Below are 24,713 nucleotides of genomic sequence, written 5' to 3'. Positions count from 1 at the left end.
AGGCCCCGGCCACGCCGCTGCAGGGCAAGCCGGTCCTCGTCGTCGACTTCGGCGCCCAGTACGCCCAGCTCATCGCGCGCCGGGTGCGCGAGGCGAACATCTACAGCGAGGTCGTGCCGCACACGGCGTCGGTCGACGAGCTGCTCGCCAAGGACCCCGCCGCCATCGTGCTGTCCGGCGGGCCGTCGTCGGTCTACGAGGAGGGCGCGCCCGAGCTCGACCGGGCCGTGCTCGAGGCAGGCGTGCCGGTGTTCGGCATGTGCTACGGATTCCAGGCGATGGTGCAGGCGCTCGGCGGCACGGTCGCGCACACGGGTCTCGGCGAGTACGGCTCGACGCCGGCCACCGTCTCCGACGCCACCTCGACGCTGTTCAACGGGCAGCCGCACGAGCAGTCGGTGTGGATGAGCCACGGCGACTCCGTCACCGAGGCGCCCGAGGGCATGCAGGTGACGGCATCGACCGCCGGCGCGCCAGTGGCCGCGTTCGAGGACGACGAGCGCCGGCTCTACGGCGTGCAGTGGCACCCCGAGGTGATGCACTCGACCTTCGGCCAGCGGGTCCTGGAGAACTTCCTCTACAAGGGTGCCGGCATCACCGGCGACTGGACCGCGGCCAACGTGGTCGAGGAGCTCGTGGGCGCGATCCGCGAGCAGGTCGGGGAGTCGCGCGTGCTGTGCGCGCTGTCCGGCGGGGTCGACTCCTCGGTGGCGGCGGCCCTCGTGCAGAAGGCCGTCGGTGACCAGCTGACCTGTGTCTTCGTCGACCACGGCCTGCTGCGGGCGAACGAGGCCGAGCAGGTGGAGAAGGACTTCGTCGCCGCGACCGGGGTCGACCTGGTCGTCGTCGACGCGAAGGAGCGCTTCCTGTCGGCGCTGGCCGGGGTGAGCGACCCGGAGGAGAAGCGCAAGATCATCGGCCGCGAGTTCATCCGCGTCTTCGAGCAGGCGGCGCGCGATGTCGTCGGCTCGCGTGGCGACGACGAGCACCCGGTCGAGTTCCTCGTGCAGGGCACGCTCTACCCCGATGTCGTCGAGTCCGGTGGGGGCACCGGCGCGGCCAACATCAAGTCCCACCACAACGTGGGCGGGCTGCCGGACGACCTCCAGTTCAAGCTGGTCGAGCCGCTGCGCTCGCTCTTCAAGGACGAGGTGCGCCAGGTCGGGCTCGAGCTCGGCGTGCCCGAGGCGATCGTGTGGCGTCAGCCGTTCCCCGGGCCCGGCCTCGGCATCCGCATCGTCGGCGAGGTGACGGCCGAGCGGCTCGAGGTGCTCCGCGCGGCGGACGCCATCGCGCGGCACGAGCTGACCGCGGCCGGTCTCGACCGCGACATCTGGCAGTGCCCGGTGGTGCTGCTCGGCGACGTCCGCTCGGTGGGTGTGCAGGGCGACGGACGCACCTACGGCCACCCGATCGTGTTGCGCCCCGTGTCGTCCGAGGACGCCATGACCGCCGACTGGACCCGCGTGCCCTACGACGTGCTCGCCAAGATCTCCACCCGCATCACCAACGAGGTGCGCGAGGTCAACCGCGTCGTCCTCGACGTGACCAGCAAACCGCCGGGCACGATCGAGTGGGAGTGAGCCGGCGATGAAGCTGCCGGACGGGCTGCCGGGCCGGCTGCCGGCGCGCCACCAGCTGACGCGGGCCGGCGTCCAGGACGCCACGAGCCGCTGGGTGATGCGGCACGTCCTCATCGGCCCGCCGCTCGCGCTCGCGACCGGGCTCACCGTGGTGGGGCTGCGCAACGTGCCGAAGACCGGCGCGCTGATCGTGGCCTCCAACCACCTGTCGTTCATCGACTCGATCGTCATCCCGCTGGCCAGCGGCCGGCAGGTGCACTTCCTCGGCAAGTCCGAGTACTTCGAGGGGACCGGCCTGCGCGGTGGCGCGGTGCGGTGGTTCCACTCCACTGCGGGCACCATCCCGGTCGACCGCCGCGACCCGCGCGCCGCGATGAAGTCGCTCGAGCTCGGCGAGGAGGTCCTGCGCCGTGGTGAGGCGTTCGGCGTCTACCCCGAGGGGACGCGGTCACCGGACGGCCGCCTCTACAAGGGCCGCACGGGGGTCGCGCGGATGGCCGTCGCCACCGGTGCGACGCTGCTGCCGGCGGCGGTCATCGGCACCGACAAGGTGCAGCCGCCCGGCTCGAACGGGTTCCGCCCCGGCAAGGTGACGGTGAAGTTCGGGACGCCGGTGGACGTTGCAGGGCTCTCGCAGGAGTTCCAGAAGGCCGCCCTGCTGCGCGCCATCACCGACGCCACCATGGACGGCATCGCCGCCCTGTCCGGCCAGGAGCGCGCCGACATCTACGCCTCCGACTTCAAGGCTCAAGCCGAGGCCACCGCCCAGGCCTGATCCAGAGCCGTGGCGTCGTGAGCCGGATCTACCTGCTGCGGCACGCCATGCCCGTCCTCGACGAGACCGCCCCGTCGGCCGACTGGCCCCTGAGTGCGCAGGGCCGCACCGCCGCAGAGGCGATCGGGCGCGCGCTGCCTCGCGACGGCATACGACTCACGTCACCCGAGCCCAAGGCTCGCGAGACCCTCGCGCTCGCGTGCCCGGGCCCCGCGATGGTCGATGCCCGGTTGGGCGAGGTATGCCGCCCTCCCGAACCGGTCGATGCGAGTTTCCGTGGCGTGCGGCGAGACTGGGTGGCCGGTCGTCTCGACCAGCGTCACCGCGGCTGGGAGTCACCGTCGGATGCGGCCGCCCGCTTCGCGGCGGCCATCGCCGAACACCGCTCGGACACCATGGTGATGGCCACTCACGGCATGGTGCTGACCGCGTGGCTCGTGTCGGTCGGCCACGTCGAGGGTGGTCAGCCGGCGGCCCGCTTCTGGGAGGCGATGGCCCTGCCAGACGTGGTCACCTTGTCGCTGCCGTGACGAGCTTCAGCTCGGCCGTGACGCGTCGGCTCAGGAGTGCATACTCCTCAACGCAGCGCTTCGGGGGCCCCGGTGGTCGCACCACCACGCGACCGGTCTGGAGCACCTCGTGGGGCAGGAACTGGTCTCCGGCGAGGTCCAGCTCGCTGCCGTCGGGAAACACGTTCCAGTAGTGGTGCCCCTGCTTGGTGCCGTCGGCGTACAACACGTCCGCGAACATCAGGTCGCCACCGAAGTAGTCGTGCAGCACCAACGCCGTGGTGCCGCACTGCCCGCGAGACGGGTTGGCCGCGGACCAGGTCGGCCGGTCGGTGGGGTCGCAGGTGTCGGCAGACCAGCTGGCCCTGATGGCAGCGGCCACCTGCTCGAGGGTCGGGTTCGTCATGGCGGCAGCCTGCCGACGACCACCGACACCGGCCGCATCGGCGCCGATCGCGGCGGCGACCGCTGTGGCGACCTCAGCGCCGGGCCGGCTCCATCGTCGACCGGACGCCGTCGGCGAAACGGGCATCCACCCGGGTGAGCTCGAAGGCGCCGCTGGGCGCCAACCGCACGCCCACGGCATACCGCCACTCGGCGAACACGAGCAGGCCCAGCCCGACCAAGGTCACGACGAACACCCACCCAGCCCAGGCGGGCAGGTTCGCCATGGCGGCCACGACCCACGCGACGATGCTGCCGAGCACCACGGCGGCGCCCCGTCGTCGCCACCTGCGGCGGGCTCGGATCACCTCGTCGCGCAGCGGCACGACCAGCTCGTACCGCTGGGACGTCATGGCGTGGACGAAGAAGTAGGGGATGACGCCGAACAGCAGCGTCACGAGCACCCAGCCGGGCGCGGCCGACCCGCGCAGCCGCACCAGCTCTTCGGTGGGCTCGCCGGTCTTGACGCAGACCGCCGGGAGCCGCACCGGCTGGCGGCCCGGTGTCGTGACCTCGATCGCTGGCACCCTCGGAGCGTAGCGGGGTGGCTACCGGTGCAGGAGCGCTCCGGCGAACGAGGCCGACGGCCGAAGCGACGGGAGCAGTGCCGCCTGGTAGGCGTGGTAGACGTCGGGCTTGCCCGCCCAGACGGTCGACGCCGGCTGGTTCGACGCGTCCAGCTCGTGTCGCCACGACCCACCCTCACGGTCGATGAGGTGACGCTGCGCGTAGGCCCACCACGCGGCATACCAGTCGGTGTAGCCCTGCTCGCCGGTCTCACGGCCGAGCGCCCACGCGGTCGCGATGCCCTCGGCGACGACCCAGTGCAGGCGGTTGCGCACGACCGGCACCCCGTCGAAGTCGGTCGTGTAGACGAACCCGTCGGCGTCGTCGGCGTGCCAGCCGTCGCCGACCGCACGCTCGAACAGCGCCACGGCGTCCTCGAGCAGCCAGTCGGGGGCGTCGTCACCGAGGGCGGTGCGCAGGTGCAGCGCCAGCCGCGACCACTCGAGCAGGTGCCCGATCGTCACGCCGTAGGGCCGGAACGGGTCGGCCGGGTTGTCGCGGTTGTAGTCGAACAGCGGCGTCCAGTCCGGCGTGAAGTGCTCGGGCAGGTGCCAGTCGTTGCGGCGGGCGAACCCGTGCACGACGCGCTCGATGATGCGGGCGGCGTGCGAGCGTGCGGCGAGGTCCCCGGTCACCTCGTAGACCGCGAGCAGCGCCTCGACACTGTGCATGTTGGCGTTGATGCCCCGGTAGTCCTCCAGCGTGGTCCAGCCGCGCTCCCAGCTCTCGACGACGAGGCCGTCGCGGTCGTTCCAGAAGTGGGTCTCGAAGATGGCGCGCGCGTCGTCGAGCAGCGCCTGCCCATCGGGGTGGCCGGCGGCGGTCGCGCTCGCGGCGGCGAGCAGGACAAAGGCGTGCTCGTATGCCGTCTTGTCGCCGGTGACGGGCGCGTGCGTCTTCGCGTCGACGGCCGAGAACCAGCCGCCGTGCTCGTCGTCGTGCAGGACCTCGCGCAGGGCGCGGACGCCGTGGTCGAGCTCGGTGCGCGCGGATTCGTTGCCCTGCAACACTTCCAGCGCCGCGACGTGGGTCATGCGGCAGGTGATCCAGGCCTCGACGGGGCGGTCTAGCTCGGGCTGGCCGTGGTCATCGAGCCAGGCGAAGCCGCCGTTCGGGTGGACCGCGCCGCGGGCGAACTCCCACAGCCGCGTGCGCTCGGCAGCGAGCCAGTCGGCGTCAGGGGAGAAGGGGGCAACGGCGTCGCTCGTGGTCACCCGTCGACCCTATTGCCTCCGTGCGCAAGGGTCGGGGTATGCCGTGCACGGGCAGGGCGGCCCCGTCCGGTTAGGGTTTGGGGCGTGGTGCGGACGAGAGCGGCGGTGGTCGCAGGCAAGGCGGCGCGGATGGCGTCGCGGCTGCGTGGTGGCGGTTCGGCGCTGCCCGGGCTGGTGGCCGAGCGGGTCGACCCCGGTTTCCTGGCCCACGCGCTGTCGCGGGTGAGCGACGGCATCGTTGTGGTGAGCGGCACCAACGGCAAGACGACGACGACCAAGATGCTCGTCGCGGTGCTGCGCGCGCACGGCCGCACCGTCTTCACCAACCCCACCGGCTCCAACTTCACCCGCGGCGTCATCTCCTCGATGCTCGGTGAGCTGCCGCTGCACGGCCGGCTGCGCGCCGACCTGGCCGTCCTCGAGCTCGACGAGGCCCACGCGCTGAAGTTCGCCGCGACCGTCAAGCCCACCCACGCGTTGCTGCTCAACGTCGCCCGTGACCAGCTCGACCGGTTCGCCGAGATCGACCACACGGCAGGGCTGCTGGCGTCGCTGGCCGAGCAGACGACTCAGGGGGTGGTGCTCAACCTCGACGACTCGTTCATCTCCCGCATCCGCGACCGGGTCGCCAGCGGGGTGTCCGTGACGTGGTTCGGTGTGGACGAGTCGATCGCCGACCGGCTGCCGGAGCTGCAGGAGCAGGACGTCCGGTTCGAGGACGACTTCACGCCGCCGACCGCCGGTCCGGATGACGGCCTGCTCAAGCCTCACGACGAGCGCTCGTTCTCGATCCTGTTCGGGGAGAACGGATCTGCTGCGGTCGGGCCACTCGAGCTCCAGCAGCGCGGGCTGGCCGCGATGATCAACGCGACCGCTGCGACGACGACGGCGCGCTCGCTCCTCGGCACCTGCTTCGACCCGCGCGTGGCTGCCGAGGCGCTGGCCGCGGTCACCCCACCGTTCGGGCGTGGCGAGGTCGTGATGGTGGACGGGCAGCCGCTCGAGCTGGTGCTCGTGAAGAACCCCGCTGGCTTCACCGTCGCCCTCGGCACCTACGGGTCGACACCTGTCGCCACGATGGTCGCGATCAACGACAACTACGCCGACGGGCGCGACGTGTCGTGGCTCTACGACGTCAGCTTCGAGTCGCTGCGCGATCGCGGCGTCTCGGTGACCTCCGGCGTCCGCGGCTATGACATGGCGCTGCGGCTCAGCTACGACGACGTGACGGTCGACGCGGTCGAGACCGACCTCGACCGCGCACTGGACGCCTTCCTCGCCCGGCACCCGGACGAGCCCAAGCGGATCTTCTGCACCTACACGGCGATGATGGCCCTGCGCCGCACCCTCGCCGCCCGCTACGACCTGCCCGACATCGGGGAGGAGGCCAAGTGACCGCCCACGACGAGACCCAGCCTGGCGGCATACCGGGCGACGTCCCCATCCCCGGCGAACCGGCGACCTCCGCCCGCGTCCCAGACGCGGACCACGAGGGCAAGGGGGTCATCCACGTCGTCCACCTCTACCCGCGCGAGATGAGCATCTACGGCGACCTCGGCAACACCCGGGCCATCGCCGCCCGCATCCGCCGCCACGGCTACGTGCCCGTCGTGCACCAGCACCACCCCGGTGGCGAGTTCCCCGAGCAGGCGCACCTCATCCTTGGCGGTGGCGGCCAGGACTCCGGCCAGGTGCGGGTCGAGGACGACCTCGAGCGCATCGCCGACCGGCTGCGCTCGATGGCCGACGCGGGCACACCCATGCTCATGATCTGCGGCATGTACCAGCTCTTCGGCAACGCGTTCATCACCGTGGAGGGCAAGCGGCTCCCCGGCCTCGGCATCCTCGACGTGACCACCCAGGGCAACGCCAAGCGGATGATCGGCCCGGTGGTCCTCAGCACCGATTTCGGCGACGTCGTCGGCTACGAGAACCATTCCGGCTCAACGACTCTCGGCGACGGGCAGGCGCCGTTCGGCACGGTCCGCGCCGGACAGGGCAACAACGGCACCGACCGCACCGAGGGCGCGCGCACAGGCAACGTCATCGGTTCCTACCTCCACGGCCCGATCCTGCCCGCCAACCCCGCGCTCGCTGACGCGCTCATCGGGTATGCCGCGAAGCTCGCCACCGGTCGCCCCTTCGAGCCCGTGCCGCAGGACGACGGGCTGGCCGACGAGGCGCGCACCCGACAGGTGCGCCGGCTCGTCAAGCGCTGAGCGTGGCCGCGCCGACACGACCGTCGGAGCGGGTGCTCGACCTGTTCGCCGTGCCGGATGACGTCCGGCCACTGCCCGGCGGCCAGGGAGCCAGCGTCGTCGCGGGAGACCTCGTCCTGTCGCCGGGTCGCGACGCGGCCACGGCGTCCTGGCTGTGTCCGCCGGTGGCCCGCATGGCGGTCGGGCTCGACCTGCGACCGCGCCGCTCACTCCGGCTGGCTATGCCGGTGCCCGCCCGCGACGGCGAGTGGGTCGTCGACGGCTGGGCGGCGAGCCGCTACGAACCCGACACCACGGCCTGCACCGACCTCGACGTCCTCGTCGCGACCGGCCGCTTGCTGCACGCCGAGCTCGCCGTCGCCTTCCCGACCCGGCCGGCGGGACTCGACCAGCGCACGGACCGTTGGGCTGAAGCGGAACGCATCGCGTTCGCAACGCCGGCCGAGATCCGTTCTGCCGCAACGCCGGACGACCCGCGTAGCAACCTCCTGGCGGTGGCGGCGGACGTCGTCGAAGCTGTTGGGGACGTGCGGCTCGGCGACGACCAGCTGGTCCACGGCGACCTCGCCGGCAACGTCCTGCTCGACGCGAGCGGCACCCCGGTCGTGATCGACCTGGCGCCCTACTGGCGCCCCCCGCTGTGGGCCGAGGCCGTCTGCGTCCTCGATGCCGTGCTCTGGCTGGGCGCGGACGTGCGCGCGCTCGCGGACTGGAGCCACGGCATACCGGCACTGGCCCTCGCGCGGGCGGTGACGTTCCGTCTCCTCAGCGACGGCCCGCGGGCCGACGTCGACCGGTATGCCGCGGTGCTGGCCCACGCGTGGCCGTCGCCGTGAGCGGCGGGCGCCTGTCGGTGGTGTGAGGTCGCGGGCCAGCGGCCGAATGCCGCGGACGGTGCAGGCAGAGGTCGTCGGACCTCAGGGAAAGTCGGGCCCGGCCGCGAGGCGCAGGGCGAGGTACTCCGCGAGCGGGCCGGTCTCGCCGTCGCGGGCTCCTTCGCCGACCTGGAGCGGCGGGTCGGTCGGGCTCACGTCGACCCGTCGGAACCGGCCGAACCTGGTCGGTGCCACGACGAGCAGGTAGTAGCCGCCGTCCTCGCCGATCCCGATGGACCGGTCACGCTTGAGGTACCAGCCCTGGATGCCGGTGCGGTAGCGGCCGCCGCCCGACCACGGCCGCGCGGTGAGCTCGACCGGGGCGATGCCGGCCGCCTTCGCGTCGGCCACGAACCGGTCGATGAGCGGTTGGGCCCGCGCCGCCTCCTGCTCACGGCGTCGGGCCTGCGCCGCGATCTGCCAGTCGGCGGCGTCGCGCCCGCGGCGGGCGTCCCCGTCCGTCGAGTCCGGGCTCATGGGGGTTCCTCGTCCGGTTCCTTCTTCGGACTCAGCGACCACGCGAGCCAGCCGAGGGCGCCGAGGGGCACCTCCATGAAGTGGGTGAACAGCGAGAAAAGGAGTACTCCTGCGGCGGCCTCGGTCGACGCGGCTCCCCACGCGACGAGCGCGGCGGTCGTCGCCGACTCGGTGACGCCCATGCCACCGGGCGTGATCCCGACGGCCGTGAGCAGCCGGCCGATGGCGTATGCCGCGAACAGCTGGCCGTAGGGCAGCTGGACGCCGGTCGACTTCATGCACAGGAGGAACAGCAGGTAGTAGATCCCGAAGAAGCCCACGAGCCCGAGCGTCATGCTCAGCCAGCCGGTGCGGACGACGTCGTTGATCCGGGCGCGCAGGTCGACCACCAGGGAGCGGACGCTCATGCTGCGGCGCTTCCACAACCGGCCGACGACCTTGTCGATGGTCTGGCCGATGGCGATCGCTGCGCGTTCGGAAGCGATGATCGCCACGAACGCGGTGAGTACCAGCGCGCCCGTGACGGCCGCGCCCACCGCGGCGTCGGCGAGGGCGCCAGGGACGTCGGAGTCGCGCCCGGCGAGCAGGCCGACGATCGCGATGACGGGAAGGGCCATGCGGGACAGCACGTTCCAGACGCCGGTGACGATGGCGGAGGTCGAGATGGCACGGCGCGAAAACCCCCACGAGCGGCAGATCGTGTAGGTCGCGGCCAGACCGGCCGCCCCGCCGCCGGGCAGCAGGTTGCCGACCGAGGACCCGGCGACATTGACGATGAGGGCCTGCCAGTGCCGAAGTCCGCGCATCGATCCGGTGAGCGTGAAGGTGTAGCAGTACAGCCCCACCACCACGCCGAGCAGGAGCAGCAGCGCCCTGGAGGTCGGCACGGTGCGCAGGATCGACCAGATCTCGGGCCAGGTCGTGTGCCCGAAGTACGGCACGCCCCACACGAGCAGGGCCACCGCGATCCCAAGGCCCACGACGGCCTGGACGACGCGCCGCAGCCGTGACGCCTTCGGCCCGGCGGCGGGGTCGGATCCCAGACCTCGTCCGTCGCGCGTCATCTCCGCCCCCACGTCGCTCACGACAGTCCCGCGAAGACGTCGTGGCTGACCGGTGCGCCGGCAGGGTGCGCCGGGTCGACGAACCACTCCCGCCCGAACACCACGTCGAACAGCGGCCGCGGGATCCGCAGGAACGCGGCCAGCGTGCGGTCCGCCCCGTTGTCGGCTGCGGCCTGCGACGCGTGCGCGCGCATCGACGCGCGCTTCTGCGCGGCATACCGCCACACGGAGATGCGGTGGGTGACCTCCGACCGGGCACTGAACGACGCGCAGAAGCCCTCGAGGTCGAACTCGGGCAGGAACCGGTAGAACCGCGCGACGAGCCGCACCGCCCGCGCGATGGTGTCGCGCGGCACGGTGGCCTGGAGCACGCGCGCCGTGCCGGCGACGGCCGCTGCGCGCGCGCCCACCTCGTGCACGCGCACGTGGTCGCGGTGCCCGTAGCCGCCCTTGCGGTCGTAGGTGAGCAGCACGTCGGCCTGCTCCTCGACGAGCACCGCGGCCAGCCGGGCTGCCGCCTCCTCCACCGGCGCCCGCACGAACCGCACCCGGTCCGGCGGGTCGGGGAGGAGCTCGGGTCCCAAGCCGCTGTCGGCGTACCCGAGGTAGACCACACGCGCCACCCCGAGCACCCCCGCGGACCGCTGCAGCTCAGCGAGGCGACGCGCCCCCAGGCTGTCGCCCGCGGCATACTCGCTCGACGTCAGCCCGAGGTCGCCATCGGTGGCGACGACGACCACGACCCGGTGCCCCTCGGCGGCGGCGCGCGCCAGCGTGCCCGACGTCAGGAGGGCTTCGTCGTCGGGGTGGGCGTGGAAGGCCACGAGCGTGCGGGTCATCACCGCCATCCTGTCGCATGGCAGGCTCGACCCCGTGAAGGTGGCCCTGCTGACGGACTGTTACCTCCCCCGCCTCGGTGGGATCGAGGTCCAGACGCACGACCTCGCCGCCCACCTCGTCGCGCGCGGCCACGAGGTCGAGGTCTTCACCGCGACCCCCGGCAGCCAGGGACAGCGCCACGGCGTGATCGAGGATGTCGACGGCATCCCGGTGCACCGCATGGCGATCCGGCTGCCGTGGGAGCTGCCGGTCAACCCGCTCGCACCCCCGGAGGTGCGGCGCCGGCTCCAGACCGGCGGCTTCGACGTGGCGCACGTGCACATGGGTGTGGTGAGCCCCTTCGCGACCGACCTGGCGGGTGTGGCGCTCGGGATCGGCCTGCCCACCGCGATCACCTGGCACTGCCTGATGGAGCGGTCGGCACCCGTCTTCCGCGCCCTCGGGCATGCGCGTCGGTGGGCCGAGCGGGGTGCCGCAGTCTCCGCCGTGTCCAGCATCGCGGCGGAGGACCTGCGTGCGGTGGTGGGCAGGTCGAGCCCAATTTCCGTGCTGCCCAACGGAATCGACGTCGACCACTGGCGGCGGCCGATGGCCGGACAGGCGTCGGGGTATGCCGCCGACACGGCTTCCGCGGCCGCCTCACCTGCGCGCCCGGTCGAGGTGGTAGCCGCCATGCGGTTCGCCGCCCGCAAGCGCCCCCTCGCGGTGCTGCGGGTCGCCCACCGGGCCCGCCAGCTCGCGCCGGCCGACGCCGCCATGCGGCTGACGCTGTTCGGGGACGGGCCGGAACGGCGGCGGCTCGAGCGGTTCGTCGAACGCCACGACATGGGCGACTGGGTGTCCCTGCCGGGGCGGGTCGACCGCGAGGAGCTCAAGGAGCGGTACTGGGCCAGCGACGTCTACCTGACGCCGGCGCGCCTCGAGGCCTTCGGCATCGCCGCGCTCGAGGCGCGCACCAGCGGGTTGCCGGTGGTGGCCCGGCGTGACACGGGCGTCGGTGACTTCGTCGTCGACGGCGTCAACGGGTTGCTGGGCGCCGACGACGACCAGCTCGCCCGCAACCTGGCCCACCTCGTCACCGACCACGAGCTGCGGTTGCGCCTGTGCACCCACAACCGGTCGGTCGCGCCGACCCAGTCCTGGACCGAGGTGGCCGCCCTCGCCGAGGAGGAGTACCGCCGGGCGGGTGCCTCGTGACGGACGTGACGGCGGACGCGACGGGCGATGCCGGCCGACAGCTCACGGTCGTGGGGCGCTCGGGGGAACGGGAGGTCACGCGGTTCGTGCTGCACCACGGCGCCGACCCGACGACCGAGCTCTCGCGGCGCGGCTGGGCGGTGCTCCACGTCGACTCCGTCAGCGAGGTGCCGGGCGGGCTCGAGCTGCGGTATGCCGTGACCGCGGCGACACCCGTCCATGCGCCGAGGCGGCCTGCCCCACGCGACCCGGGCCTGGTCGTCGAGCCCGGCGAGGTGGCGCAGCCCTACCAGCGCACCGCGGCATACGGCGTCGTCACGAGCGAGCGCGGGGTGCTGCTCACCGAGCTCTCCGAGCTGACCTCCGCACCCGGCCGCTGGACCCTGCCCGGTGGCGGGCTCGACCCCGGCGAGTCACCGCTCGCCGGCCTGCGTCGCGAGGTCTGGGAGGAGAGCGGACAGTGGGTCGAGGGCGAGCGGCTCATCGACGTCCGCACCCAGCACTGGGTGGGCCGGGCACCGAGTGGACGGCTCGAGGACTTCCACGCCGTGCGGATCGTGTATGCCGCGTGGTGCCCCGATCCGTCGGACCCGGTCGTGCACGACGTGGGTGGGTCGACGGCCGGGGTGGCCTGGGTGCGTCGCGAGGACCTCGGCCGGTACACGCTCACCCGGTCCTTCGCGGCGCACCTGCACCGCTGGCTCGACTCCTGACCTCGGCTCAGGTGGTGCTGCGGCGGCGGTTGCCCAGCAGCCCGATGAGCCCGAGCACCACCAGCACAGCGCCCACGACGACGATGCCGAGCGGGCCCACGTTGCCCCAGTCGATCGACACGTCGGCCAGCTCCTGCCAGAGCGCGAGCCCGGCGACCGCGAGGCAGATGACTCCGAGCAGCAGCGGCGGCAGGTGGGGTCCGGTGGGGCGCTCCGGAACGGGCGCGATCACCGGCTCGTGCGTTTGGGTCTCGGTGGCCGAGTCGTCGCCCATGGAGCCGGAAGCGTTGTGCTGCACGGGAATCTGTGCTGGAGCCCACGTCGTTGCGTCGTCGTCGTGCGTGCTGGTCGCGTCCTCGTCCTCGCGCGCACCGAGGAGCTGGGTGTCCAGCGGCTCGGTGCGCTCGGTGCTGCCCGCGTCGGTGTGCGTCGCGTCGATGCTCTCGGTGGCGTCCTTCTGCGAGTGGTCCGGGGTGCCCGGCTCCGGGGTGTTGTTGGTGGTCATGGGTCTCACTCCTTGCCGATGACGATCTGGCCGATGCCGACGTGTGCGGTGACGACGACGTCGGGGTTGCCGTCACCGAAGGTCTGCACGGTGCTGACGTTGGGTCGGTCGCTGTCGGTGCTGCTGGTGGTGTCGGTGAACGGGTCGGTGTCGAAGGTCCGGTCGGCACGGGTCTGGGAGATGTCACCGACGCCGACGGTGCTGCGCACCTGGACGGTGAGGTCGGCCGGCACGCGCACCTTCACCTCACCGATCCCGACGTTGGCCTTGACCTGCGCCGGTGTCGTGGGGTCGTTCGGCAGGTTGCTCAGGTCGACCTCGCCGGACCCGACGCCGAGCCGGTAGGACTTGGTGGTGTCGGTCGCCGTCGGTCGCCACACGCGGTCGCCGACGCCGCCCCCGAAGCTCAGGTCCGGCACCACCGAGGCGGCCCAGGTCGTCAGGGCGAGCAGCACGGCAAGGAAGCCTGTGAGACCGGCACGGAAACCGGCCAGCCCCAGACCGACGAGCGCGATGCCGACGACACCCAGCGCGACGGCGAGTGCGACGGTCTCGTCGCTGCCGGCCCAGTTGCCGTTGTCGTGCAGCCAGAGGGTGAGGCCGTATGCCGCGAGTGCGAGGCCGCCGACGAGGACGGCTCCGACGAACCCGGCCGACCGGCGTCGCGGGGGCCGCGGGGGCGGAGGCGTCCGGGGCGACCCGGGCGCGGTGGACGCCGGTGGGGCCGGTGGCTGGGCTGGTGGACCGTATGCCGGCCCGGCGGAGGGGGGCGCGGCATACGGTCCGGCTGGGGTGTCGGCAGGTGCGCTGCCGCGGTTCGCGCTCCACTGCTCGGCGCGTTCGCCGAGCTCGACCGACGCGGCGGCGACGCGGTCGCTCGCCTGGTGGGTCCACTGGGCTGCCTGGCCGGCCGCGTGGCGCATCTGCCCGGGCCGGCGGTTGCGGGTCACGAGCCAGACGACGACCCCGACCGGCAGCAGCACCCACCAGAACCAGACGAACCCGCCGTTGTCGCCGGCGAACCCGAGCCCGCCGAACAGGGACAGGGCGATGACGACCAGCAGGATGATGCCCAGGACGTCGCCGCCGCGCACTGCACGCTCGGCGACGACCTCGTCCTTGTCATTGGGGATGAAGGCCCACGCGACGAGGTAGATCGTGAACCCGAGCCCGCCCAGGATCACCAGCAGCACCACGGCCGCGCGGACCACGATGGGGTCGATGCCCAGTCGTCGGGCGATGCCGGAGCACACGCCCGCGATCCACTTGTCGTCGCCGTCGCGGCGCAGGTCCATCGACCTCAGCCAGCCGAAGAAGCGGTCGAGGCCGCTCGTGTCGTTCGTGGGCGCCATGGCGGGCCCGGGGTTCTGCGTCATGCCAACCATCGTGTCGCCGGGCGTGCGGCGCTGCCATGAGGGTCGACCCTGAACCGACCCTGATGAGACCCCCGAGGACCCCGGGATCGTTCGGAATCGGCGGCGGCGTGCGTCAGGATGAGTGCATGCCGACTCCGTACGAGCGGCCCGCACCCGCACCCGAGGGGAGGGCCGCCGCCACCACCGCAACGACCACGACCGCTGCCGCCAGCGCGCGGCCGCGACGCGTGTACGCCCGACCCGCCGAGGGCAGGGTCATCGCCGGTGTCTCCGCCGGGCTGGCGGAGCACCTCGGCTGGCCGGTGCGGTGGGTCCGGATCGGGTTCGTGCTGTCGTGCATCCCCACTGGCGCCGGTCTCGTGGCCTACGTGTTCCTGTGGGCGCTCAGCCCGCAGTCGCGCGGCGGGGTCATCGGTGGCGGCATCACCACCATCGACCCGGCCGACCCGCAGGCTGCTGCACGGGTGCCCGACCCCGCCAAGGCCAAGGCCGCCTCCGAGGAGCGCGACGCCACGCGCGTGCTGCTCGTCGGTGGGGTCATGGTCTTCGTCGGGCTCGTCGTCGCCGCGCAGAGCGCCGGGTTCAACGCGCGCCTCCGCATCCTCGTGCCGCTGCTGGTGGTTGCGGTCGGTGCGGTGATCGCGTGGTCGCAGCTCGACGATGCGCAGCGTGGCCGATGGCTCGGAAACGACTCCGGCACAAAGCGATTCAGCGCCGCGCGACTCGTCTTCGGTGGCATTCTCGCGCTCGCCGGGCTCGTCATCATGGCGACCCGAGGCCGTTCGATCTCGGCCATGTGGGACATCGGCGCCGCTGTCGTCGCGGTGCTCGCCGGCATCGCCCTCATCGCGGCACCGTGGATGCTGCGGCTGTGGTCGGACCTGCGCCGCGAGCAGGCCGAGCTGGCCCGCGCCACCGAACGCGCCGACATCGCCGCCCACCTGCACGACTCGGTGCTGCAGACCCTCGCACTCATCCAGCGCAAGGCGCAGGACCCCGCCGCGGTCGTCCAGCTCGCGCGCGCCCAGGAGCGCGAGCTGCGCTCGTGGCTGTATGCCGCACCGACCGACCCCGACGTCACGCTCGCCGCCGCGGTCGCCGAGGCGGCGCACGAGGTCGAGGAGCTGCACGGCATACCCGTCGACGTCGTCTCCACCGGTGACCGACCGCTCGAGGACGGCGGGCAGGCGCTCGTGCGCGCCGTGCGTGAGGCGCTCGCCAACGCCTGCCGGCACGGCGAGCCACCCGTGTCCCTCTACCTCGAGGTCGGCCCCGCGGGGGTCGAGGCGTTCGTGCGCGACCACGGGCCCGGCTTCGACCTTGACGAGGTGCCCGAGGACCGGCTCGGCGTGCGCAACTCGATCCTCGGCAGGATGGAACGCCACGGCGGTCGCGCGCGGGTGCGCCGCCTCGAGAACGGCACCGAAGTCAGCTTCGCACTGCCGCCGGTCACGGCGGACGCACCAGAGGAGAGTCATGACCACGCCTGAGCGCACCGTCCCCCGCAGCCGCGTGCGGGTCGTCCTCGTCGACGACCACCGCATGTTCCGCTCAGGGGTGCGGGCCGAGATCGGCGAGCTCGTCGACATCGTGGGGGAGGCGCCCGACGTGGACTCCGCGGTCACGGTGATCCGCGAGACGCGACCGGCCGTGGTGCTGCTCGACGTGCACCTTCCCGGCGGCAACGGCAACGGCGGCGTCGACGTGCTGCACGGCGCGCGCGGGCTCGAGACCGAGGACGGGCAGCCGGTGCGGTTCCTCGCGCTGTCGGTGTCCGACGCCGCCGAGGACGTCATCGCGGTGATCCGCGCCGGCGCCCGCGGCTACGTCACCAAGACGATCAACGCCACCGACCTCGTGCACGCGATCCGGCGGGTGAGCGACGGCGACGCGGTGTTCTCGCCGCGGCTGGCTGGCTTCGTGCTCGACGCGTTCGGTGCGGCCGCGGGCGAGATCGCCGAGGTCGACGAGGAGCTCGACCGGCTGTCCGCGCGCGAGCGCGAGGTCATGCGGCTGATCGCGCGCGGCTACCAGTACAAGGAAGTCGCCAAGGAGCTGTTCATCTCGGTCAAGACGGTCGAGACGCACGTGTCGTCGGTGCTGCGCAAGCTCCAGCTGTCGTCGCGGCACGAGCTGACCGCGTGGGCGATGGGTCGCCGCCTGCTCTGAGGGTCCCGACCCGGTCCAGGCCTCGAGCGCGCGGGTATGCCGCGTGGCCGGCGCGCCTGGTTTCGCGGCTAGGCTTCGGGCATGGACTTCCTGCGCGACCTGTTCCTGGTGCTGCACCTCCTCGGCCTCGCGGCGATCGTCGGCAGCGCCGTCTTCGTGGCCCGGGGCAAGGCGACCCCGGCGCTCGTGTGGGGCGCCCGGATCCAGCTGCTGACCGGGCTCATCCTCACCGGCCTCGCCGAGTCCGGTGACGACCCGGTCAACCACGCCAAGATCGGCGTCAAGCTGGTCGTCGCGCTCGCGGTCGTGGCGTGCGCCGAGATCGCGAATGCCGGTGAGCGCAAGGGCGCACCCAAGCCCAACCTCGTCACCGTCGCCGGTGCGCTCGCCGTCCTCAACACCCTGGTCGCCGTCTTCTGGCACTGACCAGACGTCCACCCTCGGCGAACTTTGGGCCAAAGTTCGCGAAGGCTTGGAAGGTTCCCGTCTCCCACCAACTTTGGGCCAAAGTTCGTATGCCGCGGGGTCACCCGGGTGCGCGGGTCAGGGTTTCGGGGCCACGTCGTCGGTGGCGCCGGCCGTGCCGGACCGCTGGGCACTCGGTCCGCCCCGACCCGTGGACCGCGGTGAGTCGTAGCCGCCCTCGGGCGGCACCATCTCGGCCCGCACCCCCAGCAACCGCACCGGGCGCTCGTCCTCCAGAGCGGTGAACAGGGCCACCGCGGTGGCGGCGATGACGTCCGGGTCGTACGTCGGCTCGGCAAGCTTGCGCCCCCGGTTGACCGTGAAGAACGGCGCGAAGCGCACCTTGAGGAAGACCCGGATGCAGGGGCGTTGCTCGGCGCGGATGTCCTCGACAACCTGCCCGGCAAGCTCGCGCAACGCAGCCGAGATCTCTTGCGGCTCAGTGAGATTCGTCTGGTAGGTCGTCTCGCGGCCGTGCGCCCGCGCGACCCAGGGGGTGTCGTCGACGGTGGCCGAGCTGACGCCGCGGCCCAGCCGTCCGTAGTGCGGGCCCATGGTCGGCCCGAACTCCGCCACGAGCACGGCTTCATCGGCATCGGCCAGGTCCTCCACCGTCCGGTAGCCGTGGCTGGCCAGCCGCGCGGCGATCCGCGTGCCCACGCCCCACAGGGCCGTCGTCGGCCGGGCGCCCATCACCTCGAACCAGTTGTCGCGGGTCAGCCGGTAGACCCCCTGCGGCTTGCCGAAGTCGGTCGCGATCTTGGCCCGCACCTTGGTGTCGCCGACGCCGACGGAGCAGTGCAGCGACGTCGCCTCGAAGACTGCCGTCCGGATCGAGTTCGCATATGCCACAGGGTCTTCCGTCGTGACCCCCACGAACGCCTCGTCCCAGCCGAGCACCTCCACGACCGCACCCGGCATACCCCGCAGCACCCCCATCACGGCAGCCGACGCCTCCTCGTAGGCCGGTGCATCGACGGGGAGGAACACCGCGTCAGGACACTTGCGCACGGCCGTCTTGAGCGGCATACCCGACCGGATGCCGAACTCGCGCGCCTCGTAGGACGCGGTCGACACGACCGCCCGCTCGGTCGGGTCGCCGCGACCACCCACGACGACCGGCAGGCCGGCGAGCTCGGGCCGCCGCAGGATCTCGACCGCCGCGATGAACTGGTCGAGGTCGACGTGCAGCACCCACGGACGCTCGTCGGTCATGGCCCCATCCTGCCCGGCGCCGGTGTCAGTGCCAGCGGTTCACGGGATGAGCAGCAGCTTTCCGGTGGTGCGGCGCGACTCGAGGTCGTCGTAGGCGCGGGCGGCCTCCGCCAACGGGTAGCGGCCCCCGATCTCGATGTGCAGCCGCCCGGCCGCCAAGTCGCCCAGCACCGACTCGCCGCGCTCGAGCAGTTCCTCGCGCGTCGCCGTGTAGTTGACCAGTGTCGGCCGCGTGACGTAGACCGACCCCGCCTTGTTGAGCCGCTGGAGATCGAACGGCGGCACCTGTCCACTCGCACCGCCGAACAGCACCAGCATCCCGCGCGGCCGCAGCGAGTCCAGCGACGCATCGAAGGTCGCCTTCCCCACGCCGTCGTAGGCGACGTCAACCCCGTTGCCACCATTGGCTTTTCGGACGGCGGCGGCCAGGTCGTCGGTCTCGCGGTAGTTGATCGCCGCGACCGCCCCGAGCCGGCGCGCGATCTCCAGCTTGTCCTCCGAGCCCGCGGTCGCGATGACCTTGCCACCCTTGGCCGTGATCATCTGCACGAGCAGCTGGCCGACGCCGCCGGCCGCGGCGTGGACGAGGGCCACGGTCCCCGGCCCCACGGCATACGTGGAGTTGACGAGGTAGTGCGCGGTCATGCCCTGAAGCATGGCGGCGGCCGCGGTCTCGAGGTCGAGCCCGTCGGGCACCGGCACGAGGTCCTTGGCGGGGCGGTTGGCAGTCGTCGCGCCCGCACCCACCGGGTGCGCCCAGGCCACCCGGTCGCCGACCGCCACGTCCGTGACGCCCTCTCCGACGGCACGCACCGTGCCGGCGCCCTCGGAGCACATGACGAACGGCGTCTCCATCGGGTAGACGCCCTGGCGCTGGTAGACGTCGATGAAGTTGACGCCGACCGCGGCCACCTCGACCTGCGCCTCACCCTCGCCGGGCGGGCTCACCTCGACGTCCTGCACCTCCAGAACGGAGGAGTCGCCAGGCTTGGTGCACACGAGCGCGGTGGCAGTGGTGTCGGTCATGAGCCGACTGTATGCCGCGGGCTCGCCCCGCGCGTCAGCGCAGCCGCGCGACCACGGCGTCGAGCATGGCCGGCGTGAGCTTGCCGGTGAAGGTGTTCTGCTGGCTCACGTGGTAGCTGCCGACGAGTCGCACCTCCCGCCCGTCCGGCTGGGTGAGGACCGCCTCGGCGCCGTGCCCGAACCGCGGTTTGGGCCGCGGCACCTCCCAGCCGACCCGGCGTGCCGCGGCGAGCATGGCGTCCCATCCGATCGACCCGAGCACGAGCACCGAGCGCAGCGTCGGCCCGACGAGCTCGAGCTCGCGGTCGAGCCAGCCGGCGCAGGTCGCCTTCTCCTGAGTCGTGGGCTTGTTGGCCGGGGGAGCGCAGTGGACCGGGGCGGCGATGCGTATGCCGTGCAGTACCAGGCCGTCGCCGCTCGCCGTGGCGTCGGGCTGGCTGGCGAACCCGGCACGGTACAACGCGGCATACAGGAAGTCGCCGGACCGGTCACCGGTGAACATGCGACCGGTGCGGTTGGCCCCGTTGGCGGCCGGGGCGAGGCCCACGACCAGCACCTCGGGCTCCGGGTCGCCGAACGACGGCACAGGTCGGCCCCAGTAGGGCTGGTCGGCGAACGAGGCGCGTCGCCCGGTCGTGGCGACCTCCTCCCTCCAGGCGACCAGGCGCGGGCACGCGCGGCACACCGAGGTGCGCGCGTCGAGCTCGGCCAGGTCGCGGCTCGAGCGCGCCAGCTCGATGACCTGGGCGGCGTCGTGGGCGACCGGAGTGGCGGGTGTCGCGGGGTCGCCCGGCCAGCCGGACCCGGGCGGCACCGGCGAGGTGAACTCCTGCCCCGTGATCGGGTGCGGCTCGGCGGGGGAGGTCACCCGCCCGAACCTACCCACCGTGTGTCGCCGGGCGGTGGATGGGCGGCTCGGGATGTCGCTCGCGGCACGTAGGCTGGACGCCAGCATGAGCACTCTCTTCGACAACCTCTTCGGCGACGCCGCAACCAGCCCGACCCCTGACGACAACACGGTCAGCTCCGCCCGGGCTGCCCTGGTCGACGACCGCGGCGTGCCCGCGTGGGCGGTCGCCGGCGGTGAGGCGCCCGGTGGTGACGGGGGTGCGGAGGCGAGCGGGCGGCATACCCACCCACAGATCGACCCCGAGAGCCTGCTCGAGGGACTCAACCCGCCCCAGCGCGAGGCCGTCCTCCACCAGGGCAGCCCGCTGCTCATCGTCGCCGGCGCCGGGTCGGGCAAGACGCGCGTGCTGACCAACCGCATCGCCTACCTCCTCGGGGCGCGCGGGGTGCAGCCGGGGCAGGTGCTCGCGATCACGTTCACCAACAAGGCCGCCGCCGAGATGCGCGAGCGGGTGACCGCCCTCGTCGGGCCGCGCGCGAAGTCGATGTGGGTCATGACGTTCCACTCGGCGTGCGTGCGCATCCTGCGGCGCGAGGCCGGCAAGGTCGGGCTCAAGTCGACGTTCTCGATCTACGACGCGGCCGACAGCCAGCGGCTCATGGCGATGGTGCTGCGCGACCTCGACCTCGACCCCAAGCGCTACCCGCCGCGGTCGTTCAGCCACCAGGTCAGCAACCTCAAGAACGAGCTCGTCGACGAGGAGACGTTCGCGTCGCGGGTCACCGAGGGCACGCACCAGGAGCGGATGCTGGCCGAGGCCTACACCGAGTACCAGCGGCGGCTGCGGGCGGCGAACGCGCTCGACTTCGACGACCTCATCATGACGACCGTCAACATCCTCCAGGCGTTCCCCGACGTGGCGGAGCACTACCGGCGCCGGTTCCGGCACGTGCTCGTCGACGAGTACCAGGACACGAACCACGCGCAGTACCAGCTGGTTCGGGAGCTGGTCGGGCCGGTGCACGCGGAGGGTGAGACGTATGCCGTGCCGCCGGCCGAGCTGGTCGTCGTGGGCGATGCGGACCAGTCGATCTACGCGTTCCGCGGGGCGACGATCCGCAACATCATCGAGTTCGAGGAGGACTACCCGGACGCCCGGACCATCCTGCTCGAGCAGAACTACCGCTCCACCCAGACGATCCTCCAGGCAGCCAACGCCGTCATCGCCCGCAACGAGGGCCGCCGCAAGAAGAACCTCTGGACCGACAGCGGCGACGGCGACCTCATCGTCGGCTACGTCGCCGACAACGAGCACGACGAGGCGTCGTTCGTCGCCAAGACCATCGACGAGCTCTCCGACGCGGCGGGCGTGAAGCCCAAGGACGTCGCGGTCTTCTACCGCACCAACGCCCAGTCGCGTGCGCTCGAGGAAGTCTTCGTGCGAGTTGGCTTGCCCTACAAGGTGGTTGGCGGCACGCGGTTCTACGAGCGGCGCGAGGTCAAGGACGCGCTCGCCTACCTGCGCGTCATCTCCAACCCCGCCGACACGGTCAACCTGCGACGCATCCTCAACGTGCCCAAGCGCGGCATCGGCGACCGGGCCGAGGGTGCCGTGGCCGCGCTAGCCGACCGCGAGCGGATCCCGTTCGTGGCGGCGCTGGGCCGGGTCGAGGACGCACCCGGCATCGCGACGCGCTCGGTCGCGGCGGTCAAGGGCTTCACCACGCTGCTCGAGGAGCTGGGCCGCATCCACGAGGACGACGAGGCCGGCGTGGCCGACCTGCTCGAGGCGATCCTCGACAAGTCCGGCTACCTCAAGGAGCTGCGCGCCAGCCACGACCCGCAGGACGAGACCCGCATCGAGAACCTCGCCGAGCTCGTCGCCGTGGCGCAGGAGTTCGACGAGTCACGCGCGTCGACCGGCGAGGTCGCGAGCCTCGAGGACTTCCTCGAGCAGGTGTCGCTGGTCGCCGACGCCGATGAGATCCCCGAGACCGAGGAGGCGGAGGAGCAGGGCGTCGTCACGCTGATGACGCTGCACACCGCCAAGGGCCTGGAGTTCCCCGTCGTCTTCCTCACCGGCCTCGAGGACGGCACCTTCCCCCACCTGCGCGCGCTCGGCGACCCCAAGGAGCTCGAGGAGGAGCGGCGGCTGGCCTACGTCGGCATCACCCGCGCCCGCCAGCGCCTCCACCTGTCGCGTGCGGCGGTGCGCTCCGCGTGGGGGGCGCCCCAGTACAACCCGGCGAGCCGCTTCCTCGACGAGATCCCCGGACACCTCGTCGACTGGCAGCGCGCGGCGGCCGCGACCGAGGTCCGGCGCCCGTCGCGCCCGGCCGTGGCGACGCTGGCCGGTCGCCCCGGCGTGCGCTCGCCCGGCAACCGCCCCGTCATCGCGCTCAAGCCCGGCGACAAGGTCACCCACGACAGCTACGGCATGGGCACCGTCGTCAAGACCGAGGGCGAGGGCGACAAGACGCAGGCGCACGTCGACTTCGGCGGGGAGACCGGCGTCAAGCGGTTCCTGCTGCGCTACGCCCCGCTCGAGAAGCTCTGACAGGTCGCCTTCGCGCTCTTCCGGGCTGCCAGGGGCGCAGTATGCCGCGCGGCTGGCATCCCGCAGGGTCGTCACCTGACCGGAGTCGTCGCGCCGTCGGCCGGTGTCTCAGGCGTTCTCGACCTGCTGGCGGACCATGGCCGTGTAGGCGGCGATGGTGGCGTCGGCCGTGGCGCGGTCGCCGCCGAGGGCCAGGTCGAACAGCACTCCGCGACCGACGGCCAGGCTGAGGTGGGCCAGCTGCCACGCCTCGTCGGGGGTGCCGGTCACCCGGCGGAAGCCCGTGGTGAAGGCGTCGAGCCACGCGCTGACCAGCACGTCGCGCAGCCGAGCGGCGTACGGCTTGCCGTACATCGCGTGCGCGGACAGCTCGTAGAACAGCGGCGCGAACACCTCGGCGGTCGCGGCCACGTGCTCCCAGTAGGCGAGCCCGGCCTCGAACGGGTCCTGCGACGCCTCGAGGTAGCCGCGGATCGCATCGCCCTCGGCTTCGCACACGGCCTCCACGACGGCGGCGAGCAGGTCCTCACGCGACCCGAAGTGGTAGTTGAGCATTCGGTTGCTCGTCCCGATGCCGGCGGCCAGTGTGCGCATGCTGGTGTCGAGGACGCCGTGCCGTGCGTAGTAGTCGATGGCGCGCGCGAGCAGCTCGGCGCGCGGCGACGAGGAGTCTCCCGGCGGCATACTCAGGCCTGCTCGGCCGTCGCCAGCCGGGCGAACGTCTGCGCCTCCTCGCGCACCATGGCCTCGGCCTTGCGGCCGAACACGCGCCGGGCCAGCCACGCCATCGGCCCCGACCAGGTGAGCGTGAGGACCAGCAGGGACCCGTCGCCGTCGCGCGTCACCTCGTGGGTCGCGACGGTGCGAACCCCCAAAGTCCTTGCCTCCCAGTCGAACCCGGCGCCTGGGTCCCACCGAGTCACGGTGTAGACCGCAGGACGCAGCCCGGGCTGGCGCACCTCGAAACGGCTGCCGACGCCTGTGGGTTGGTCCGCGACGAGTGGCGTGACGGAGTCCATGGTGGGAAGCCGCTCACCCCACCGGGGCAGGTCGGCAACCAGGTCCCAGACCGTCTCGGCCGGAGCAGGGGAGCGAAGCTCGACGGCAATCATGTATCAAATGATACAACGGCCTGGCGGGTGTCAGGTGCGCCGGGCTTCGGGGGAGGAGGGGCTACTGCAGGCCCTTGTTCTGCAGCCAGGGGCCGGGGTCGATGGCCGGGCCGCCGTTCGGGTGGATCTCCAGGTGCAGGTGCGGGCCGGTCGAGCGGCCGGTGTTGCCGGAGTAGCCGATGACGTCGCCGGGTGCGACCTTCTGGCCCACCGTGGCGGAGATGGAGTTCATGTGGCCGTAGTAGGAGACGGTGCCGTCCCAGTACTCGATCTCGACCTTGTTGCCGTAGCCGCCCTGCACCCCGGCGAAGATCACCGTGCCGGTCGACATGGCCTTGAGCGGGGTGCCGATCGGCATCGCCAGGTCGTCGCCCTGGTGCATGCGGCCCCAGCGCCAGCCGTAGCCGGACGTGAAGATGGCGCCCTGGACCGGCATGAGCCACTTCTCGCGCGCCTTGCGGGCGTCCTCGGCCTTCTTGAGCGCGGCTGCCTTGGCGGTCCGCTTGGCGACGGCCTTGCGCTCGGCGTTGCGGGCGATGCGCTGGGCCTCGATGACGCGGGCGTTGGCTGCGGTGGCCTGGGCCTCACGCTGCTGCTGGGCCTCGGTGCGCTCGAACGCGGAGGCCTTGGCGTCCTGCGCCTTGGCCTCCTTCGCCTTGGCGCCGGCCCCGGCCAGGTCGAACACGGCGGGTGCGGAGTCGGCGACGGTGGCGCCGGAGGCGGTCACCACGAGCGCCGCCGCAGCGGCGCTGGGGAGGATGAAGCCGGCCTTGAGCCCGGTGGGTACCCGCAGTCCGCGCCGGGGCGCACGGTGACGGCCCGGGGCGCGGTGACGGCCCTCGTAGGAGGATGTGCTCACGAAGTGATGACCTGACGTGCGAGGGGACACGGAGTGACCGAGAGTAGCGTGACCAGTTCGTTACACAAAATCCGCCCCGTCCGAACGGATGACCCTCGCGCC

At 72.3% G+C, this 24,713-nt stretch carries 26 protein-coding genes; 12 read left to right on the top strand and 14 right to left on the bottom strand.

The features are described from left to right. The first annotated feature begins 17 nt into the window (after positions 1-17). Genes guaA through HJG52_RS11270 form a run of 3 tightly spaced genes read left to right on the top strand, consistent with a single transcriptional unit; the run spans position 18 to position 2,888 of the window. Positions 18-1,583 carry a glutamine-hydrolyzing GMP synthase gene (guaA, locus tag HJG52_RS11280; protein ID WP_171244125.1) on the top strand — a complete coding sequence of 522 codons (1,566 nt, stop codon included), beginning with the start codon at positions 18-20 and terminating at the stop codon, positions 1,581-1,583. Positions 1,584-1,590: 7 nt separating this feature from the next. Further along, the gene (locus tag HJG52_RS11275; RefSeq protein WP_206070523.1) at positions 1,591-2,358 is read left to right on the top strand and encodes a lysophospholipid acyltransferase family protein; all 768 of its coding nucleotides are present in this window, start codon (positions 1,591-1,593) and stop codon (positions 2,356-2,358) included. 17 nt (positions 2,359-2,375) lie between these two features. After that, a complete protein-coding gene (locus HJG52_RS11270; RefSeq protein ID WP_171243673.1) occupies positions 2,376-2,888 on the top strand; it encodes a histidine phosphatase family protein in 513 nt (170 codons plus the stop codon). Here the strand turns inward: HJG52_RS11270 and HJG52_RS11265 are convergent. The 3 genes from HJG52_RS11265 to HJG52_RS11255 all read right to left on the bottom strand — a co-directional run bounded on the left by HJG52_RS11265 (position 2,869) and on the right by HJG52_RS11255 (position 5,092). Then, a complete protein-coding gene (locus tag HJG52_RS11265; protein ID WP_171243672.1) occupies positions 2,869-3,273 on the bottom strand; it encodes a YunG family protein in 405 nt (134 codons plus the stop codon). The two genes, HJG52_RS11270 and HJG52_RS11265, sit on opposite strands and share 20 nt — an antisense overlap. A 73-nt stretch (positions 3,274-3,346) precedes the next feature. Continuing rightward, positions 3,347-3,838, bottom strand: coding sequence for a hypothetical protein (locus HJG52_RS11260; protein ID WP_171243671.1), 492 nt, complete (start codon positions 3,836-3,838; stop codon positions 3,347-3,349). A 21-nt stretch (positions 3,839-3,859) separates the two neighbouring features. Next, positions 3,860-5,092, bottom strand: a complete 1,233-nt coding sequence (locus HJG52_RS11255; protein WP_171243670.1) for an AGE family epimerase/isomerase — start codon at positions 5,090-5,092, stop codon at positions 3,860-3,862. An 84-nt stretch (positions 5,093-5,176) separates the two neighbouring features. Here HJG52_RS11255 and HJG52_RS11250 point away from each other — a divergent pair, with 84 nt between their 5' ends. The 3 genes from HJG52_RS11250 to HJG52_RS11240 are packed head-to-tail and all read left to right on the top strand — an operon-like array spanning position 5,177 to position 8,147. Then, positions 5,177-6,487 (top strand): MurT ligase domain-containing protein, encoded by a 1,311-nt coding sequence (locus tag HJG52_RS11250; RefSeq protein ID WP_346767694.1) that lies wholly within the window; start codon positions 5,177-5,179, stop codon positions 6,485-6,487. Continuing rightward, positions 6,484-7,311 (top strand): type 1 glutamine amidotransferase, encoded by an 828-nt coding sequence (locus HJG52_RS11245; RefSeq protein WP_346767693.1) that lies wholly within the window; start codon positions 6,484-6,486, stop codon positions 7,309-7,311. The genes HJG52_RS11250 and HJG52_RS11245 overlap by 4 nt, the downstream gene beginning before the upstream one ends. Positions 7,312-7,313: 2 nt before the next feature. Then, positions 7,314-8,147: an aminoglycoside phosphotransferase gene (locus HJG52_RS11240; RefSeq protein WP_171243669.1), complete on the top strand. Its 834-nt coding sequence runs from the start codon at positions 7,314-7,316 to the stop codon at positions 8,145-8,147. A gap of 81 nt (positions 8,148-8,228) precedes the next feature. On the opposite strand, the gene HJG52_RS11235 is transcribed toward HJG52_RS11240, so the two are convergent. From HJG52_RS11235 to HJG52_RS11225, 3 genes are read right to left on the bottom strand one after another with little or no spacing between them, the layout of a single operon-like run. Next, on the bottom strand, positions 8,229-8,663 hold the full coding sequence (locus HJG52_RS11235) for a hypothetical protein (protein WP_171243668.1): 435 nt from the start codon (positions 8,661-8,663) through the stop codon (positions 8,229-8,231). Beyond that, positions 8,660-9,748, bottom strand: coding sequence for a lysylphosphatidylglycerol synthase transmembrane domain-containing protein (locus HJG52_RS11230; RefSeq protein WP_346767692.1), 1,089 nt, complete (start codon positions 9,746-9,748; stop codon positions 8,660-8,662). The genes HJG52_RS11235 and HJG52_RS11230 overlap by 4 nt, the downstream gene beginning before the upstream one ends. Continuing rightward, entirely contained in the window at positions 9,745-10,566 is an 822-nt protein-coding gene (locus tag HJG52_RS11225) for a PIG-L deacetylase family protein (RefSeq protein WP_171243667.1), read from the bottom strand. The genes HJG52_RS11230 and HJG52_RS11225 overlap by 4 nt, the downstream gene beginning before the upstream one ends. Here HJG52_RS11225 and HJG52_RS11220 point away from each other — a divergent pair. Then, positions 10,556-11,764, top strand: coding sequence for a glycosyltransferase (locus HJG52_RS11220; RefSeq protein ID WP_346767691.1), 1,209 nt, complete (start codon positions 10,556-10,558; stop codon positions 11,762-11,764). The genes HJG52_RS11225 and HJG52_RS11220 overlap by 11 nt on opposite strands. Then, on the top strand, positions 11,761-12,477 hold the full coding sequence (locus HJG52_RS21640; RefSeq protein ID WP_346767690.1) for an NUDIX hydrolase: 717 nt from the start codon (positions 11,761-11,763) through the stop codon (positions 12,475-12,477). The genes HJG52_RS11220 and HJG52_RS21640 overlap by 4 nt, the downstream gene beginning before the upstream one ends. Before the next feature lie 7 nt (positions 12,478-12,484). On the opposite strand, the gene HJG52_RS11210 is transcribed toward HJG52_RS21640, so the two are convergent. Both HJG52_RS11210 and HJG52_RS21285 read right to left on the bottom strand, forming a co-directional pair. Continuing rightward, a complete protein-coding gene (locus HJG52_RS11210) occupies positions 12,485-12,982 on the bottom strand; it encodes a hypothetical protein (RefSeq protein ID WP_171243666.1) in 498 nt (165 codons plus the stop codon). Between the two features lie 5 nt (positions 12,983-12,987). Continuing rightward, positions 12,988-14,358, bottom strand: a complete 1,371-nt coding sequence (locus HJG52_RS21285; protein ID WP_171243665.1) for a PspC domain-containing protein — start codon at positions 14,356-14,358, stop codon at positions 12,988-12,990. Between the two features lie 125 nt (positions 14,359-14,483). Between HJG52_RS21285 and HJG52_RS11200 the strand changes: the two genes are divergently transcribed. From HJG52_RS11200 to HJG52_RS11190, 3 genes are all read left to right on the top strand, one after another. Further along, complete coding sequence (locus tag HJG52_RS11200) at positions 14,484-15,848, top strand: ATP-binding protein (protein ID WP_171243664.1); 1,365 nt, start codon at positions 14,484-14,486, stop codon at positions 15,846-15,848. Beyond that, a complete protein-coding gene (locus HJG52_RS11195; RefSeq protein WP_171243663.1) occupies positions 15,835-16,527 on the top strand; it encodes a LuxR C-terminal-related transcriptional regulator in 693 nt (230 codons plus the stop codon). The genes HJG52_RS11200 and HJG52_RS11195 overlap by 14 nt, the downstream gene beginning before the upstream one ends. Before the next feature lie 81 nt (positions 16,528-16,608). After that, positions 16,609-16,953, top strand: coding sequence for a hypothetical protein (locus HJG52_RS11190; protein WP_171243662.1), 345 nt, complete (start codon positions 16,609-16,611; stop codon positions 16,951-16,953). 117 nt (positions 16,954-17,070) lie between these two features. On the opposite strand, the gene HJG52_RS11185 is transcribed toward HJG52_RS11190, so the two are convergent. Genes HJG52_RS11185 through HJG52_RS11175 form a run of 3 tightly spaced genes read right to left on the bottom strand, consistent with a single transcriptional unit; the run spans position 17,071 to position 20,101 of the window. After that, the gene (locus HJG52_RS11185) at positions 17,071-18,207 is read right to left on the bottom strand and encodes a DNA polymerase IV (protein WP_171243661.1); all 1,137 of its coding nucleotides are present in this window, start codon (positions 18,205-18,207) and stop codon (positions 17,071-17,073) included. 39 nt (positions 18,208-18,246) lie between these two features. Continuing rightward, positions 18,247-19,233, bottom strand: coding sequence for a quinone oxidoreductase family protein (locus HJG52_RS11180; RefSeq protein ID WP_171243660.1), 987 nt, complete (start codon positions 19,231-19,233; stop codon positions 18,247-18,249). Positions 19,234-19,267: 34 nt separating this feature from the next. Next, positions 19,268-20,101, bottom strand: coding sequence for a uracil-DNA glycosylase (locus HJG52_RS11175; RefSeq protein WP_346767689.1), 834 nt, complete (start codon positions 20,099-20,101; stop codon positions 19,268-19,270). An 85-nt stretch (positions 20,102-20,186) separates the two neighbouring features. On the opposite strand from HJG52_RS11175, the gene pcrA reads away from it, so the two are divergent. Further along, the gene (gene pcrA / locus HJG52_RS11170; RefSeq protein ID WP_171243658.1) at positions 20,187-22,640 is read left to right on the top strand and encodes a DNA helicase PcrA; all 2,454 of its coding nucleotides are present in this window, start codon (positions 20,187-20,189) and stop codon (positions 22,638-22,640) included. A 108-nt stretch (positions 22,641-22,748) separates the two neighbouring features. Here the strand turns inward: pcrA and HJG52_RS11165 are convergent, their stop codons facing one another. The 3 genes from HJG52_RS11165 to HJG52_RS21635 all read right to left on the bottom strand — a co-directional run bounded on the left by HJG52_RS11165 (position 22,749) and on the right by HJG52_RS21635 (position 24,611). Then, on the bottom strand, positions 22,749-23,324 hold the full coding sequence (locus HJG52_RS11165) for a TetR/AcrR family transcriptional regulator (protein WP_171243657.1): 576 nt from the start codon (positions 23,322-23,324) through the stop codon (positions 22,749-22,751). Between the two features lie 2 nt (positions 23,325-23,326). Then, positions 23,327-23,752 carry an SRPBCC family protein gene (locus HJG52_RS11160; protein ID WP_171243656.1) on the bottom strand — a complete coding sequence of 142 codons (426 nt, stop codon included), beginning with the start codon at positions 23,750-23,752 and terminating at the stop codon, positions 23,327-23,329. Positions 23,753-23,813: 61 nt separating this feature from the next. Continuing rightward, complete coding sequence (locus tag HJG52_RS21635) at positions 23,814-24,611, bottom strand: peptidoglycan DD-metalloendopeptidase family protein (RefSeq protein ID WP_206070521.1); 798 nt, start codon at positions 24,609-24,611, stop codon at positions 23,814-23,816. Between the last annotated feature and the right edge of the window lie 102 nt (positions 24,612-24,713).

The organism is Knoellia koreensis, assembly GCF_013041615.1.
Taxonomy (GTDB): Bacteria; Actinomycetota; Actinomycetes; order Actinomycetales; family Dermatophilaceae; genus Pedococcus; species Pedococcus koreensis.
This window is presented reverse-complemented; position numbering and strand designations above follow the sequence as displayed.